At 64.3% G+C, this 18,083-nt stretch carries 3 protein-coding genes; all 3 read left to right on the plus strand.

Annotation, left to right across the window (positions count from 1 at the left end):
* Positions 1-6 precede the first annotated feature (6 nt).
* From LVW35_RS15320 to LVW35_RS15330, 3 genes are read left to right on the plus strand one after another with little or no spacing between them, the layout of a single operon-like run.
* Positions 7-1,053, plus strand: coding sequence for a TauD/TfdA family dioxygenase (locus LVW35_RS15320; protein ID WP_233890931.1), 1,047 nt, complete (start codon positions 7-9; stop codon positions 1,051-1,053).
* Between the two features lie 34 nt (positions 1,054-1,087).
* Positions 1,088-4,099 carry a non-ribosomal peptide synthetase gene (locus LVW35_RS15325; RefSeq protein ID WP_233890932.1) on the plus strand — a complete coding sequence of 1,004 codons (3,012 nt, stop codon included), beginning with the start codon at positions 1,088-1,090 and terminating at the stop codon, positions 4,097-4,099.
* Between the two features lie 46 nt (positions 4,100-4,145).
* Positions 4,146-18,056, plus strand: coding sequence for a non-ribosomal peptide synthase/polyketide synthase (locus tag LVW35_RS15330; protein ID WP_233890933.1), 13,911 nt, complete (start codon positions 4,146-4,148; stop codon positions 18,054-18,056).
* Positions 18,057-18,083: the final 27 nt, after the last annotated feature.

An 18,083-nucleotide genomic window follows, 5' to 3' on the forward strand; every position in this document is an offset into this window, starting at 1 on the left:
GCCTGTATGCCTATCGTGCCCCCAGCACCACGCACACTGGGTAGTGTGCGCCGCAAAGCCATGAACGTCGCCCCCCAGCAACTGGTCAGCGAGCGCCTGTTCAGCCCCGACCACGCCTTGCCGCTGGTGATTGAACCCGCGGTCAGCGGCGTGGATCTGGTGGCGTGGGCTACCCGTGAACGCGAAGCCCTGGAACAAAAGCTGCTGCAATACGGCGCCTTGCTGTTCCGCGGATTCGACGTCGCGTCGGTGGAACAATTCGACCACGTCATCGCTGCGCTGTCCCCCGGCGCCCTGGAATACATGTTCCGCGCCTCCCCACGCACGCGGGTCGGCGGCAACATCTATACCTCGACCGACTACCCGGCCGACCAGATGATTTTCCCACATAACGAACACTCGTATTCGCCGCGTTTCCCGCTGCGGCTGTTCTTCTATTGCCAACTGCCGTCCGCGACTGGCGGCGAAACCCCGATCGGTTCAACCCGCGCGGTCAAGGCACGGATCAGCGCCGACATCGAGGCGCGTTTTCGTGAAAAAGGCGTGCTCTACGTGCGCAATTACGGCGACGGCTTCGGCCTGCCATGGCAGAGCGTCTTCCAGTCCGCCGACCGCGGTGAAGTCGAAGCCTACTGCGCCAGCGTCGGCATCGAAGTGGAATGGAAAGAAAACAACCGCCTGCGCACCCGCCAACGAGGCCCGGCAGTGGTACGCCATCCGCGTACCGGCGAAGAAGTGTGGTTCAACCACGCGACCTTTTTTCACATCAGCACCCTGCCGCCGGCCATCCGCGACTCGCTGCAAGGCAACTTCAACGACCTCGACCTGCCGACCAATACCTTCTACGGCGACGGTACACCGATCGAACCAGAAGTGCTGGAGTCGCTGCGCGCCGCGTACCTGGATTCGCTGGTGCGTTTCTCCTGGCAACAGGGCGACGTGCTGTTTATCGACAACATGCTTGCGGTGCACGGTCGCGAACCGTTTACCGGCAAGCGCGCAATCATGACCGGCATGGCCGAGGCCTTGCTGTCCGCCGACGTGGCTGTCTGACCGCTATCAACCCCATTTTGCAGTTGAGCTGAACATGAACGGACTTCAAGGCTTTCGTATCTCACCGCAACAAGCGTCCCTCTATCCGCACCTCAATGGCGCAACCGAACACACTTTCAGTTGCCAACTGCAATGGACAATCGCTCAGGCGGTAGACGCGAACACCCTATCTCAGCGCCTGCAGGCATTGGCCAACGGCAGCGAAATACTGCGCACACAGCTGACCCCGGTGCCAGGCCTGCGCCATCCAGTGCAAGTGATTCACGACCAGGCTACGCTGAGCGTGGGCGTCAAGGACCTGCGCCACCTCAGCCCAGCCGATCAGCAGGTTGCCTTGGCCGCCCTGGACGGGACCGCGCCGCTGGCCGTGACGCTGGTGCAACTGACCGAGGGGCCGGTGCTGCATCTGGCCGCCGCCAGCAGCCATCTTGACCTCGCCAGCCTGAAACTGCTGGCCATTGCCCTGCTGCAAGACACCCCGCCGGACCTGTCCGAAACCCTTCAATACGCCGATTATGCCGAGTGGCGCTGGAGGCTTGCCGAAGACGAGCCCGAACACCCCGGTGCAATGTTCTGGAAGCCCACGGCCGACAGCGAACAGCACAACTTGCAGCTGACGCTGGAAACGCCCCGCCCCGGTGAATTCAGCCCGGAACGCTTCGACGTGCACCTGCCCCATCACCCGGCACTGACCGCTGAGCTGATGCTGGCGGCCTGGGCGGTGCTGCTCGGGCGTTTGTCCGGTCAACAGCAGGTGCCGATCACCCTGATCCATGCCAGTCGCGGCCCGGAACTCGACAGCGCCTTGGGCCTGTTCGAGCAAACCTTGCCTGTGCGGATCGACCTGCAAGCCCAGGCGACCTTGTTGGAACAAAGCCGCCACATCAGTGCCCTGGTCGAACAGGCCACAGGCTGGCAGGACTATTACACACAGGACCTCAAGGGCGGTTATGCTTTCGCCTGGCGTGCCAGCGATGCGCGCGAACGCGACGCCAGTGCGGTAATGAGCCCGGCCAAAGCGTGCCTGCACGTTCATCAAGGTCACGAGCGTCTCAACGTGCAGATCATCTATGATCGCCACCTGCTCAGCCACCAAGCAGCCGCTTGCCTTGCTGAACAGTGGACGCAGTTGCTGCACTCCGCGTTGGCCGCACCGCAACATGCCTGGGCGCAGTTGCCCATGGGCGGGCCGCTGCAAGCGCAGATCATCGCCCCCCAGGCGCAACCGCCAGTGATAGAAGCCGTGACGCTTGTTGAACTGATCGACCGCCAAGTGCAACTGCAGCCAGCCTCCATAGCCCTCAGCGACCAGCACGGCGACCTGAACTACGCACAACTGGACGCAAGCGCCACGCAGTTGGCGCACCAGTTGGTGGCCGCGGGCATCCGCGCCGGCGTGCCAGTCGGCATCCTGTTCCCCCGCGGCAACGCCGCGATCGTCGCCCTGCTTGCCGTGTTGAAGGCAGGTGGTGCCTATGTGCCGGTGGACCCGACATACCCGCAGGAGCGTCGCGCCTACATGCTCGCCGACAGCGCCATCGCGCACATCGTCGTCAGCCCTGAGCTGGCCGACAGCGTGCCCGCCGGCCTGCAGAGCTTTGTGCTGGACGACTTGCACGCCCCCAACAGCTTGCCGCGATTGCCACTGCCTCATACCGACGACCTCGCGTACCTGATCTACACCTCCGGCTCCACCGGTGCACCGAAAGCCGTCGAAATCAGCCACGCTGCCTTGAGCTACTCCACCCAGGTGCGCATGGCGGCGTATGAAACGCCGGTGAGCGCTTACCTGCTGCTGTCCTCGTTTGCCTTCGACAGCTCCGTGGCCGGGATTTTCTGGACCCTGGCCCAAGGCGGCCGCCTGGTATTGCCGGCACCCGGCGAAGAGCTGGACATGGCGCGCCTGTCGCACTTGATCGCCCAACACCACGTCAGCCACGGCCTGTCGCTACCCTCGTTGTATCAAGCGCTACTGGATCAACTCGGCAGCGCCGACAGCCTGCAATGCTGGATCGTCGCCGGGGAAGCCTGCCCGCCGTCGTTGATCGCCCAGCACGGCAACACCCTGCCCCACGCGCTGCTGGTCAACGAATACGGTCCTACTGAAGCCACCGTGTGGGCGACCTACGATGTACTAAACCCCAACCGCGCCTTGACCATCGGCCGTCCGATTGCCGGCATGGACCTGCGCGTCTTGAATGAACATGACATCACCAGTGGCATCGGCGAGCCCGGTGAAATCGTGCTGGCCGGCCCAACCCTGGCCCGCGGTTATCGCAATAAGCCCGAGGAAACCGCCAAGGCCTTTGTCATCCTGGCCGACGGCACCCGCGCCTACCGCACCGGTGATCTGGCCTGCTGGCTGGCCGATGGACGCCTGGCGTTCCTGGGGCGCAAGGACCATCAGGTCAAATTGCGCGGCTATCGCATCGAACTCGGCGAGATCGAGCGCCAGCTGTGCAGCCACAGTGACGTGCGCGAAGCCGCCGTGATTGTGCAGGAGCAACCCGTCGGCAAGCGCCTGCTGGCCTATGTGCTCGCGGCCCATGGCTACGCGCCGGATTCGGAAGCCCTCAAGCGCTACCTCGGCGAGCGACTGCCGTCGTACATGGTGCCGACGCGGGTGCTGACATTGTCAGCCTTCCCGCGCACCCCCAACGGCAAACTCGATACCCGCCAACTGCCAGACCCGGACCAGTTCGACCAAAGCACCCATGTCGCCCCGCGCACGCCGATGGAAACCACCCTGCACGCCATCGTCGCCAAGGTCTTGAAGCTCGACAGCGTCAGCGTCACCGAGAGCTTCTTTGCCATGGGGGGTGACTCGATCCTTAGCCTGCAAGTGGTGGCCCAGGCCCACGAACAGGGCATAGCGCTGTCGGCCAAGCATGTGTTCGAACACCAGACCATCGCCGCCATGGCCAATGTCGCCCAGCCGCTGGACGCCCGGCCTGTCGACACCGAGAGCACCGAATTCAGTGCCTCCGGTCTGTCGCAAGATGAACTGAACGCGCTGATGGCCGAGCTCAACGACGCCGACCTGTAACCGCCACGCCTATTGCCGTTGCCCCTTTTTCAGCAGGACGTTTTGAATGACCACCGAAAAGACCACCAGCAATCCGATCGAAGATGTTTACCCGCTGTCACCGCTGCAACAAGGGATGCTGTTCCACTCCCTGCTGCATGAAGACTCCGGCGTATATTTGATGCAGGATCGCTACCGCATCGGTGGGGCCATTGATGAAGGCGCATTCCTTGAGTCCTGGCGCCAGGTGGTGGCGCTGCACCCGTCGCTGCGCGCCAGCTTCCAGTGGAAAACCCAGAAGCAACCGGTGCAGGTGATCCACCGCGAGGTCAAGGTGCCGCTGGACACCCTCGATCTGCGCGGTCTGGCACCCCATGAGCAGGAGGCACGGATTCGCAGCCTGCTCGAAAACGAGCAGAAAATCGGCTTCAACCTGTCCAAGCCACCCTTGATTCGCTTCCGCCTGGTGCGCCTGGCGGATGAGTCCTACGAGTTCATCCGCAGTTTCCATCACATTCTGATGGATGCCTGGTGTATTTCCCTGGTGACCGTGGACTTTCTCAAGGTCTACGAAGCGCTGTGCAACGACCGTACCCCAAAGATCAAAAGCCCACGCCCATTTCGGGACTACATTCAATGGCTGCAACGCCAGGACGCAGGCAAGGCTGAGCAGTTCTGGCGCGGCCAACTGCAGGGGCTCAACGCCCCCACCCCGCTGACCGTGGACAACGGCGTAAGCCGCGACCGCTACACCGACGCGGTGCTGGTGGCCGACCAGTTGATCCATCTGAGCGAAGACGACACCCAGGCCCTGGCCACTTTTTGCCGCCACCGCCGGATCACTCCCAATACCTTCTTCCAAGGCGTCTGGTCACTGTTGTTGTCGCGCTACAGCGGCCAGCGTGACGTGGTCTTCGGCGTCACCGTGGCGGGGCGTCCCGCTGAGTTGACCGGCGTCGCCGAGATGATTGGCCTGTTCATCAACACCCTGCCACTGCGGGTCAGCGTCGACCCTCAGGCAACGTTGGGTGACTGGCTCACGGCGCTGCAGGGGCTTAACGTCGAGATGCGCGACTTCGAGCACACGCCGCTGACCGATATCCAGGGCTGGAGCGATTTCCCCCGTGGCGAAACCCTGTTCGACAGCATCCTGGTGTTTGAAAACGCGCCGATCGATGAACAGATTCTGGACGGCGGTTTTCAGTTCAGCCTCGACGGCATGGACCACAGTGTGCACACCCACTATGGCTTGACTGTGGTGATCCTGCCCGGTGAGCCACTAGGCATTCGCGTGTCCTACGACCGCGAACGTTTTGAAGCGGATACGGTGCAACGCCTGCTCGGCCACTTGGCCAGCCTGGTACGCGGCATGCTCGCCGCGCCTGAAGCGCCGCTGGGCAGCTTCGAGCTGCTGGCCGCCGATGAGCGCCAGCAATTGCTTGGCGAGTGGGCGCTAAACCCCCACGATTTCCCGCTGGATAAAAGCTACGCCGAGCTGTTTGCCGCCCAGGTCGCCGAGCGTGGCGATCAAATTGCCGCGATCTGCGCCGGTGAATCCCTGACCTATGCCGAACTCGACTTGCGGGCCACGCGCCTGGCCCAGGCCCTGCGCGCAGCCGGTGCGGGTGCCGATCAATTGGTGGCGCTGGTCGCGCCCCGTGGCCTGGCGTTATTGACCAGCATGATTGCCGTGTTCAAGGCTGGCGCCGCGATGCTGCCGTTGGAGGTCAACCACCCGCCTGAGCGTCTGCGCGAGATCCTCAATCTGTCCCGCGCCCCGCTGCTGGTGGCGAGTGAAGGGTGCCGTGGCCTGCTCGACCAACTGCTCAGCGGCCTCGACCGCGCGCCTGCGGCCCTGTTCGCCGAAGCCGCCTGGAACACACCCAACGACGCGCCATTGACGCTGGCCGGTGGCCCGGACAGCCTGGCCTACGTGCTGTTCACCTCGGGCTCGACCGGTACGCCCAAGGGCGTGATGATCGAACAGCGCGGCATGCTCAATAACATCTTCGGTAAAGTCCCGGCCCTGGGGCTGAGCGTCAACGACCGCATTCCACAGACCGCCTCGGTGGCCTTCGATATTTCCGTGTGGCAATTTCTCGCTGCGCCGGTGCTGGGCGCCACCGTGCATATTCTGCCGGACGACGTGGCTCACGATCCGCAACGCCTGCTGCAAGTGCTCGCCAGCGAACGCCTCAATGTACTGGAAATCGTCCCGAGCCTGATGCGTACCCTGCTGGCGCTGTGCCCGTGCGACCTTCAGTTGCCTGACCTGCGCTGGGTGCTACCGACTGGCGAAGCGCTGCCGCCGACCGTGGCGCGCGACTGGTTCGCGCGCTTCCCGGACATAGCACTGATGAACGCCTACGGTCCAGCCGAATGCGCCGACGACGTGGCGTTCCAGCCGATTACCCAAGCGCCGCACGCCAACGTCAGCCATATGCCCATCGGCCGACCCACGGCCAACAACTGCCTGTATGTGCTCGATGAAGCTCTGCGCCCGGTGCCAATCGGCGTGGCCGGGGAAATCTGCGTCGGTGGCGTCGGCGTCGGCCGTGGCTACCTGCACGACCCGCAGCGCACCAGCGAGGCATTCATCCAGCACCCACAGATCGATGGTCGTCTGTACCGCACCGGCGACCTCGGCCGCTGGTGCGCCGACGGCGTGATCGAGTACCTCGGTCGTCGCGACCAGCAGGTGAAATTGCGTGGCCACCGCATCGAACTGACCGAAATCGAACACCGCCTGGCCCAGCACCCGAACGTGCGTGAAGCCGCGGTATTGCTGCGCGAGAACAGCGCGGGCGAAGCCTGGCTCGTGGCCTACTGGTCAGCCCACGACGACACACTGGGCAGCACTGGTCTGAGCGAACACCTGCGCGCGCAACTGCCGCCGTACATGGTCCCGGCCGCGTTCGAATGCCTGGAACGCTTGCCTCTGAACAACAACGGCAAGGTCGACCGCAAAGCATTGGCCGCGCTGCAACTGAACTGGCAGGCCGATACCCGGGAAAACCTTGCGCCGCGCAACGAACACGAAGCCACCATCGCCAAGGTGTGGGCCGACGTGCTCGGACGCGACAGTGTCGGCGTGGAAGACAATTTCTTCACCCTCGGCGGCCACTCGCTGCTGGCCACCCAGATCGTCGCGCGCCTGCGCAGCCAGTTCAAACTCGACCTGCCGCTGCGTGTGCTGTTCGAACAACCGACCGTCGCCCTGCTGGCCGTGGCCATCGCCGAACGCGAAGCGCAAGCGGCTGCACCGCAAGCCGTCGCCCTCGCCACGCCGCACGCCAAGGCGCGCCCTGCCCTGTTGCCGTTGTCGTTCTCGCAACAACGCCTGTGGTTTATCGAACAACTGACCCCAGGCACCACGTTGTTCAATATCCCGTTTGCCCTGCACCTCAAGGGTGAACTCGACGTCCCGGCGCTGAACGCCAGCCTGAATGATTTACTCGCGCGCCACGAAATCCTGCGCACCGGTATCCGCAGCGTGGATGGCGTGCCGAGCCAGCACATCAGCGAGGCGCTGGAAGTTGCACTGCCGTTTGAAGACCTGTCTGGCCTGAGCGCAACCGCCCGTGAAGGCGCGCAATTCACTGCGCTGCAAGCCACCTTTGAACGGCCCTTCGACCTGACCGAGCCACCGCTGCTGCGCGCCCGCCTGCTCAAAGTGGCGCCGGGCGAACACGTGCTGGGCATCGCCCTGCATCACCTGGTCTCCGACGCCTGGTCGGCCACGATCGCCCTGCGTGAACTGGCCTTGGGTTACGAGGCCCGTTGCAGTGGCAGCGCGGCGCAATTAGCGGCGTTGCCGCTGCAATACGCCGATTTCGCCCTGTGGCAACGTGACCATCTGCAAGGCGCCGAACTCAAGCGCCAACTGGATTACTGGACCCGCACCCTCGACCGTAGCGACCAGGACGCCAGCCCGCTGCTGGCGTTGCCCACCGACCATCCTCGGCCCTCGGTGCAGAGCTATCGCGCCGGCCTGGTACAACGCGCGCTGAGTGCCGATTTGAGTGGCCGCGTGCAGGCGCTGGCCAGCCGTCTCGGCACCACGCCGTTCTGCGTGTTGTTCGCTGGCTTTGCCGTGCTGATGCACCGCTTGAGCGGCGATGCCACGGTGTTGATCGGTACACCGGTCACTCATCGCGAACAACCGGGCACCGACGGTCTGTTGGGGATCTTACTCAATAACCTGGCGATCCGTGCCGACTTTACCGCCCAGGTGGATTTCAGCGCCGTGGTCGGTCAGGTTGCCAAGCGGCTGCACGAAGGCCTGCAGCATCAGGACCTGCCGTTCGAACAACTGGTCGACAGCCTGCAACTGCCGCGCAGCCTCAGCCATGCACCGCTGTATCAAGTGATGGTCGCGCAGCAATTGGCCATGGAGTCCCGCCTGCAATTCCCAGGGTTGGCCTTCGAAGCCCTGGACACGCCGCTCAAGCACTCCGAGTGCGACCTGGACCTGCACGTGCTGTGCCCGCCCAGTGCGCCGATCCAGCTGGAGCTGATGTTCGCCCTTGACCTGTTCACCCTGGACAGCGCCCACCAGACGCTCGCGCGCCTGGAACATCTGCTGCAACAGATGCTCGCCGAGCCGCAACGCCCGGTCGCCGCCTTGCCGCTGCTGACGCCGGCGGAATGGCAGCGCACCGTGGTCGAGTGGAACCGCACTGAAATGGACGTGCCGCAGCACCTGACGTTCGCTCAGCTGTTTGAACAGCAGGCCGAACGCACGCCACAGCGCGATGCGTTGTGCTTTGAAGGCCAGCGCCTGAGCTACGCCGAGCTGAATCGCCGTGCCAACCAGGTCGCACATTACCTGCGCGCCCAAGGGGTGGTCGCCAATTGCCCGGTGGCGCTGTGTGTGGAGCGTTCCTTGGAGTTGTTGGTCGGCCTGTTGGGCATTCTCAAAGCCGGTGGCGCCTATGTGCCGCTGGACCCAAGCTACCCGGCCGAACGCTTGGCCTACATGCTCGAAGATGCGCAACCAGCGCTGTTTCTCGGCCAGCAAGGCTTGCTTGAACAACTGGGCAGCGGCTTGCCGCGCCTGCGCCTGGACGCCGATGCCGCGCTGTACGCCACTCAGCCTGAGAGCAACCCCGCAGCCTTGGCCGGCCCGGATGACCTGGCCTACATCATGTACACCTCGGGCTCCACGGGTAAGCCCAAGGGCACCCTGGTCACCCACGCGTCGGTGGTCAACCTGGCCTGGGCGCGGATCCATGGCCTGTATCGCCGCTACACCGACCAGCCGATGCGCACAAGCTTCAACTATTCGTTCGCCTTTGATAGCTCGGTGGCGGAATTGATTCTGCTGCTCGACGGCCACAGCCTGTACCTGACGCCGGAAGAGGTGCGCTACGACCCTGCCGCGCTGGCGCAGTTCTTCCAGGAAACCCGACTGGATGCGTTCGAATGCACCCCGGCGCAGCTTAAAAGCCTGCTCGAAAGCGACGGTGTGCGCCGTGGTGAAACCTACCTGCCGCGCTTCGTGCTGTTTGGCGGCGATGCGGTGGACGCGCAACTGTGGCAGCGTTTGCCGTCGATCAGCGGCAGCCGTTTCTTCAATACCTACGGCCCAACCGAGTGCACCGTGGACGCCACCGGATGCGCGGTGGATGACTTCCCGCAACGGCCGATCATTGGCCGGCCAATCGCCAACGTACGCACTTATGTGCTGGATGCGTTTCTGAATCCGATGCCGGTGGGTGTGCCCGGCGAGCTGCATATTGGTGGCGCCGGGGTGACCCTGGGTTACCTCAACCGCGCCGAACAAACCGCCAAGGTGTTTATCAACGACCCGTTCTCGCCACTGCCGCAGGCGCGCATGTACAAGTCCGGTGACCTGGTGCGCTGGCTGCCGGACGGCCAGCTGGAATACCTCGGACGCATGGACCACCAGGTGAAGATTCGCGGTTTCCGCGTCGAGCTGGGCGAGATCGAAGCCCTGATCGGCGCACAACCCGGCGTGCGCCAGGCTGTGGTACTGGCCCGTGAAGACGTACCGGGCGACAAGCGCCTGGTGGCGTACGTCACCTGCGATCAACCGACCGAAGTGACTGCGTGGCGCAACAGCCTTGGCGCTGCCCTGCCCGACTACATGGTGCCATCGGCGTTTGTGGTGCTGGACGAACTGCCACTGACCGACAACGGCAAACTCAATCGCAAGGCCCTGCCCGCGCCGGATATCCAGGCTGAACCGAACGCCGAAGACCCGCCGCGCACCGACGCCGAACGCCAGCTCGCGGCCTTGTGGGCTGAACTATTGAATGTGCCGTTGGGCGCCATTGGGCGAGACAGCCAGTTCTTTTACCTCGGCGGCCATTCATTGCTCGCGGCCGTGCTGTTTGCCCGCCTGCGTCAACAATTTTCCACGGTGCCGCCATTGCGCGCGGTGTTTGAGCACCCCACCTTGCAGGCGTTGGCGGCGCTACTGGCGCAACCGCGGCAAGAACCTGCCGCGACGTTCATCCCCGTGACTCGCCCGGCGCGCTTGCCGTTGTCGTTCGAACAACAGCGCCTGTGGTTCCTCGAACAACTGAGTGGCGCCAGCGAATACAACGTCGTCAGCGCCGTGCAGCTCGACGGAGAATTGAATGTCCAGGCGTTGCAATCAGCGCTGGACACCGTGATCCAACGTCACGAAATCCTGCGCAGTCGCATCGTGCGTGAGGCCGACGGCGAGCTGGCGCTGGTGATTGAGCCGCAGGTTGAACTGACATTGGCGGTGACGCAGTGGGATGCCGTCAGCGATGAACGCTGGCAGCAACTGACCGACGCCGCGATCCACGCCGCGACCGCGCAGCGCTTTGACCTGGCGCGCGAGGTACCGATTCGCGCCGCGTTGCTTCAGCGCAACCACCAGGCATTGCTGGTGCTCACCCTGCATCACTGCGCGACAGACGATGCTTCCACGCAAAACCTGCTCGACGAATTGGCCAGATGCTACAGCGCCGACTGCCAGGGCCACGCCGCCAACCTGCCAGCGCTGGCGCTGCAATACCCGGATTACGCGCTCTGGCAGCGCGAGTCAGCCCAGCAAGCGCTGTTCGACAGCCAATTGGCCTACTGGCGCACTCAACTGGAAGACGGCAGTTACCAACTGGAACTGCCCACCGACCAGCCACGTCCGCACGTGCTTGACCCGCGTGCCGGCGCCGTCCAACTGCAGTTGCCTGCAGAACTGAGCGGTCGTTTGCGCCAGTTTGCCCGGCAACGCGGCGCAACGCTGTACATGCTGCTGCTCAGCGCCGCGCAACTGCTGCTGGGGCGCTACGCCAACCAGCGCGACGTGCGTTTCGGCAGCCCGGTGGCCCAGCGGCCATTGGCCGAGTTGCAACCGCTGATCGGTTGCTTCGTCAACACCCTGGTGATGCGCGCCGACCTGGCGCCGGACCTGGACTTCATCGGGCTGCTCGATCAGGTGCGCAACACCGTACTGGATGCGCAACAGCATCAGGACGTGCCGTTCGATCACGTGGTCGAACACCTGGCACCGGAACGCAGCCTTGGCCAGACACCGTTGTTCCAAGTGTTGTTCGTGATGCAGAACGCCAACACTGGTGCCAGCCAGTGGCCGCAGTTGCAGGTGAGCGAGCGTGCGGTGACGGCCGGCGCCACCAAGTTCGACCTGAACTGGGAAGTGCATGACGGCGAGGTGTTGTCGGTATTGCTTGAATACCGCAGCTCACTGTTCACCCAGGCCACCGCCGAGCGTTGGCTGGCGCAATGGCAAGCCCTGCTGGAAAGCATGCTGGAAGCGCCACAGACGCGTTTGACTGACTGGTCGCCGTTGACCGTCGCAGAGCGTCAACAACAGTTGGCATGGAACAGCACTGAGCGTCATTACCCTGGCCCGCAAGACCTGCGTACAGCCTTGAGCCAGCAAGCCGAGCTGACGCCGAACGCGCCGGCGCTGGTGTTCGAAGGCCAGCGCCTGAGCTACGACGAGCTGGACCAGCGCGCTCAACGCGTCGCCCGCGCCTTGCGCGCGGCGGGCATCGGTCGCGAGTCGATTGTGCCGGTGTGCATGGAGCGCTCGGTGGACATGGTCGTGGCCTTGCTCGGTGTGGTGCATGCCGGTGCGGCGTGGTTGCCGTTGGATCCTGAGTTGCCGGCGGCACGTTTGGCGTTCCTGATTGCCGACGCCGAGGCCCAGGTGACGTTGACGCAACCGCAATGGCTGTCACAGTTGCCCGTCGGGCATACCGTCTGGACCCTGGAAACACTGCCCGCGGCTGAAAACGGCGAGCCGCTGAGCGTGGAGGCCAGCGACCTGGCCTACGTGCTCTACACCTCCGGTTCCACCGGCCAGCCCAAAGGTGTGATGAACGAACATGGCGCCCTGATGAACCGCCTGCACTGGATGCAGGACGCGTTCCCGATTGGCCCGGATGACCGCGTGCTGCAAAAGACCCCGTACAGCTTCGACGTGTCGGTATGGGAATTCTTCTGGCCGCTGATCACCGGCGCAACCCTGGTGGTTGCGCGTCCGGATGGCCATCGCGATCCGGCGTACCTGAGCCAGTTGATCCAGCAGGAACAGGTCACCACCCTGCACTTCGTGCCGTCGATGCTGCGGGTATTCGTCGAAGAGCCGAGCCTGGTCGATTGCCGCAGCCTGCGCCAGGTGTTTGCCAGCGGCGAGGCGTTGCCGGTGGACCTGGTGCAGCGGTTCATGTCCCGGCACCCGGCAGCGCTGGTCAACCTGTATGGCCCAACCGAAGCGGCGATTGACGTCTCGGTGTGGCGTTGTTCGGTCAACGACACGCTCGTGCCGATCGGCAAGCCTATCGCCAACCTGCGCCTGCATATCCTCGATGACGCCCAGCAACCGGTGCCGATTGGCAGCATCGGCGAGCTATACATCGGCGGCGTCGGCGTGGCACGCGGTTACTTGAAGCGCGCCGACCTGACCGCCGAGCGCTTCCTGATGGTCAACGGTGAGCGCCTGTATCGCACCGGCGACCGTTGCCGCTTTCTGGCCGACGGCAATATCGAGTACCTCGGCCGCCTCGACCATCAGGTCAAGCTGCGCGGCCAGCGTATCGAGCTCGGCGAGGTCGATGCCGCCCTGCTGGCCCAGCCAAACGTGCGCGACGCCGCCACTCTGCTGCTGGACCAGCGCCTGGTGGGCTTCTGGAGTGGCGATGCGGATGAAGCGACCCTGCGCGCCGGTCTCGGCGACCACTTGCCCACGCACATGTTGCCGGGATTGCTGGTGCAACTCAGTCACCTGCCGCTCAACAGCAACGGCAAGCTCGACCGCAAAGCGCTCGCTGCCATCACCCTGCCCGATGCGAGCCGCGAACAGCCCCACCGGGCACCGCGCACGGCTACGCAAAAGCTGCTCTGCGAACTATTCAGCGAAGTGCTGGCGTGCCCGTTGGTAGGCATCGACGACCACTTCTTCCACCTTGGTGGTCATTCCCTGCTAGCCACGCGCTTGGTCGCCCAAGTACGTGAACGCCTGGGCGTTACATTGCCATTGGCGCTGGTGTTCGCCCAACCGACGGTGGCGGCATTGGCCGAACACTTGCGCGACGCCTTGCCAAGTGAGGAGATCACTGCACAACCGCGTCCGGCAACCTTGCCGCTGGGCCTGGCGCAACACCGCTTCTGGATGCTCAGCCGTCTGGTGCCGGACTCCCGCGAGTACCACATGCCGTTCGCCCTGACCTTGAAGGGCGCGCTGGATCTGGCCGCCTTGCGCCGCGCCTTCGACCAGGTCAGCGAACGCCATCTGGTGCTGCGCAGCCGCATCGTTGAGATCGCTGGCGAAGCGCAGTTGCTGATTGATCCGCAAGGCCCGGCGCTGCGTGTGACTTCTGTCGCCACCGGTGACTGGGATACCGCGTGCAGCCGCGCCGAAGCCGACTTGATGGCCCCGTTCGACCTGGCCACTGCCGCACCGTGGCGTGCACAGTTACTGCAACGTCAGGACAGTGACGAAAACCGCTTGCTGCTGTGCCTGCACCATAGCGCCACCGATGGCTGGGCCATGCAGTTGCTGATCGACGAACTGGCGCAGGCCTATCGTGCCGGACGAGACGGGCAGGCACCGAACTGGACACCGCTGGACCTCGACTACATTGATTTCGCCTTGTGGCAACAGCACCCGCAGACCCAGGCCCGTCGCCAGACCAGCCTGGATTACTGGAAAAATCATCTCGGCGCGGACGATTATTCACTCGACCTGCCCCTGGACCAACCCCGTGCAGCTGAAGCCGATCGGCGTGCCGGGCAACTGAACATCAACCTGGGCACCGAACGCTCAGCCGCGATCCGCCAATTTGCCCGCTTACGTGGCACCACGCCATATGTCGTGCTGGCGAGCGCGTTGAGCGCCCTGCTCGCCCGTTACAGCGGCCAGCGTGATATTCGCCTGGGTACCCCGTCCGATCAGCGCGACCAGCCGCAAACCCAGGCGCTGCTGGCCTGCCTGGTCAACACATTAGTGATCCGCTGCGAGGTCGATCAACAGGCCCCGGCGTCGGCCTTGCTGGCGGCCTTGGAGGCTGACCTGCGCGCCGCTCAGGCCCACGCCGACCTGCCGTTCGCCACGCTGGCCGGCGCCGTCACCCAGCGACGCGACTTGAACCGCACACCGTTGTTCCAAGTGCTGTTCTCCCTCAACCACGGCCGCATGGACAGCCGCCAATGGCCGGGCCTGGACCTCACAGAACAGCCCCTGCCAGCCATAGACGCCAAGTTCGAGCAAAGCTGGGAAATCCACGACGACGGCAACGACATGACCCTGGCGCTGGAATATCAGACGGCATTGTTCAGCGCCGCTACGATGCAGCGCTGGAGCGCGCAGTGGTGTGCACTCCTGGATGCTTTGATTGCCGCGCCGGAGCGTGCACTGGTCGAGTTGTTCCCGCAGCAGCAGGATCAGGCGCAACTCACTCGGTGGAATGCCACCGAGCGTCATTATTGCGGCCCGACAAACTTGCACACGGCGCTGAGCCAGCAAGCCGCGCTGACGCCGAACGCGCCGGCGCTGGTGTTCGAAGACCAACGCCTGAGCTACGACGAGCTGGACCAGCGCGCTCAACGCGTCGCCCGCGCCTTGCGCGCGGCGGGCATCGGTCGCGAGTCGATTGTGCCGGTGTGCATGGAGCGCTCGGTGGACATGGTCGTGGCCTTGCTCGGTGTGGTGCATGCCGGTGCGGCGTGGTTGCCGTTGGATCCTGAGTTGCCGGCGGCACGTTTGGCGTTCCTGATTGCCGACGCCGAGGCCCAGGTGACGTTGACGCAACCGCAATGGCTGTCACAGTTGCCCGTCGGGCATACCGTCTGGACCCTGGAAACACTGCCCGCGGCTGAAAACGGCGAGCCGCTGAGCGTGGAGGCCAGCGACCTGGCCTACGTGCTCTACACCTCCGGTTCCACCGGCCAGCCCAAAGGTGTGATGAACGAACATGGCGCCCTGATGAACCGCCTGCACTGGATGCAGGACGCGTTCCCGATTGGCCCGGATGACCGCGTGCTGCAAAAGACCCCGTACAGCTTCGACGTGTCGGTATGGGAATTCTTCTGGCCGCTGATCACCGGCGCAACCCTGGTGGTTGCGCGTCCGGATGGCCATCGCGATCCGGCGTACCTGAGCCAGTTGATCCAGCAGGAACAGGTCACCACCCTGCACTTCGTGCCGTCGATGCTGCGGGTATTCGTCGAAGAGCCGAGCCTGGTCGATTGCCGCAGCCTGCGCCAGGTGTTTGCCAGCGGCGAGGCGTTGCCGGTGGACCTGGTGCAGCGGTTCATGTCCCGGCACCCGGCCGCGCTGGTCAACCTGTATGGCCCAACCGAAGCGGCGATTGACGTGTCGGTGTGGCGTTGTTCGGTCAACGACACGCTCGTGCCGATCGGCAAGCCTATCGCCAACCTGCGCCTGCATATCCTCGATGACGCCCAGCAACCGGTGCCGATTGGCAGCATCGGCGAGCTGTACATCGGCGGCGTCGGCGTGGCACGCGGTTACTTGAAGCGCGCCGACCTGACCGCCGAGCGCTTCCTGATGGTCAACGGTGAGCGCCTGTATCGCACCGGCGACCGTTGCCGCTTTCTGGGCGACGGCAATATCGAGTACCTCGGCCGCCTCGACCATCAGGTCAAGCTGCGCGGCCAGCGTATCGAGCTCGGCGAGGTCGATGCTGCCCTGCTGAGTCAGCCGGGCATCACTGGCGCGTGCACGCTGGTGATCGACAATCGTCTGGTGGCGTTCTACAGCAGCAATGTGCCGCAACCGAAGTTGGGCGCAGTCCTCAGTGCAGAATTGCCGGTCTATATGGTGCCGGCGGTGTGGGTCGAAGTGCCGAGCCTGCCTCTGACCACCAACGGCAAGCTCGATCGCAAAGCCCTGGCCACGTTGCCACTGCCGCAGTCCCAACATGCACCCGTCGCCCCTCGTAACGCCTTGGAAAGCCTGGTCTGTCAGCTGTTCAGCGACATGCTTGGCGACGGCCTCACCGGTGGGCGTGTGGTCGGTACGGCCGACAGTTTCTTCGCCTTGGGCGGCGATTCAATTCTCGGTTTGAAGCTGATTTCGCAACTGCGCGACCAGGGTTACGCCCTGACGCCCAAAGACCTGTTCCGCGCCCAGACACCTTCGGGCCTGGCGCTGGTGATCACACCGTTGCTGGCGGTGGCCGAGCAAGGAGACGTCAGCGGTGCGATGCCGTTGATGCCGCTGCACCAGTGGTTCTTCGATCAGCAGCAACCGCAGCCCGCCTACTGGAATCAATCGGTACTGGCGGACAGCGACCGCGTGCTGCAACCGGCGCTGGTACAGGCCACCCTGGATCGACTGATCGCCCATCACGATGCATTGCGCCTGCGCTTCATCGAAGTGGACGGTCAATGGCAAGCCCATATCGCAGCCGTCGAACCGGCCCGGCTGACGCTGGCCTCGGACGTGGGCCAGCTGCAGCACGTCGCGCAGAGCCTGGACTTGCAACATGGCCCGTTGTTTGCCGCCGCCTTGCTCGACGGCGCGCCGCAACGGCTGTACCTGGTTGCTCATCACCTGGTGATCGATGCCGTGTCCTGGGCGCCGCTGCTGGAAGATTTCCAGCAGCTGTATGCGGCGCTGGAAAACGCCACACCGGCCATTCTGCCGGCGAAAACCACGTCCTATCGCCAATGGGCCGAGCACATGCATGCGCACACCGGCAAAGTCGCCGCGGAGCAGCCTTATTGGGCTAGTCAGGTCGCGACAAATCCGCGTCCTCAGGCCACGATCGCCGAGCGCCAGACCCTGTCAGCCCGCTGGGATGCCACGCGTACCCACCAATGGTTGACCGAGTCCCATGCCGCTTACCGCACCCAGCCGGAAGAGCTGCTGATCGCCGCACTGGTTGCCACCCTGGCACAAGCCGAACAACGCCAGGACATCGTCGTCGACCTCGAGCGCCATGGCCGCGATGCCGGTTTCGAGGGCTTGGATGTCAGCCGCACCGTGGGCTGGTTCACCACCCTGTTCCCGCTGCGCGTCAATGCCCGTGGCGCCGTTGGCGACTGGGTGCGCCAAGCCAAGGAAGCGCTGCGCGGCGTCCCGGGCCAGGGCCTCGGGCACGGTTTGCTGCGCCTGCGTGGCGAGCTGCCGGCTGGCAGCGGTGATGTGCTGTTCAACTACCTGGGCCACGCGCAACCCTCGCCAGGCTGGTTGCGTGCCAGCTCGCTGGCGGCGCCGTCGGACGCCGCGCGTGTTAACCGCGTCAGCCATGCCCGTGAAGTGGTGGCCTGGCTGGAGGACGACGCATTGCACCTGCATTGGCACAGCGTCAACCCGGTCGTCGACCGCGACCTGCCTGCACAGTTGCTCAAGCACCTGCAAGCGCTGCTTGAACACTGCCTCGATCCCCAGGCCGGTGCGCTGATGCCGTCTGACTTCCCGTTGGCCAAGGCGCTCAACCAGAAGTCCCTCGAGACGTTGCTGGGCAAGCTCAAGAACAAACCGAATTCCTGAAAACGGCCCGCGGCTGGCCGTCTTCCC

Source organism: Pseudomonas sp. HN11 (assembly GCF_021390155.1).
Taxonomy (GTDB): Bacteria; Pseudomonadota; Gammaproteobacteria; order Pseudomonadales; family Pseudomonadaceae; genus Aquipseudomonas.

Excerpts from the sequence above, each read along its gene's own strand:
- LVW35_RS15320 (WP_233890931.1), top strand. The coding sequence starts at position 7 with ATGCCTATCGTGCCCCCAGCACCACGCACACTGGGTAGTGTGCGCCGC.
- LVW35_RS15325 (WP_233890932.1), top strand. The coding sequence starts at position 1,088 with ATGAACGGACTTCAAGGCTTTCGTATCTCACCGCAACAAGCGTCCCTC.
- LVW35_RS15330 (WP_233890933.1), top strand. The coding sequence starts at position 4,146 with ATGACCACCGAAAAGACCACCAGCAATCCGATCGAAGATGTTTACCCG.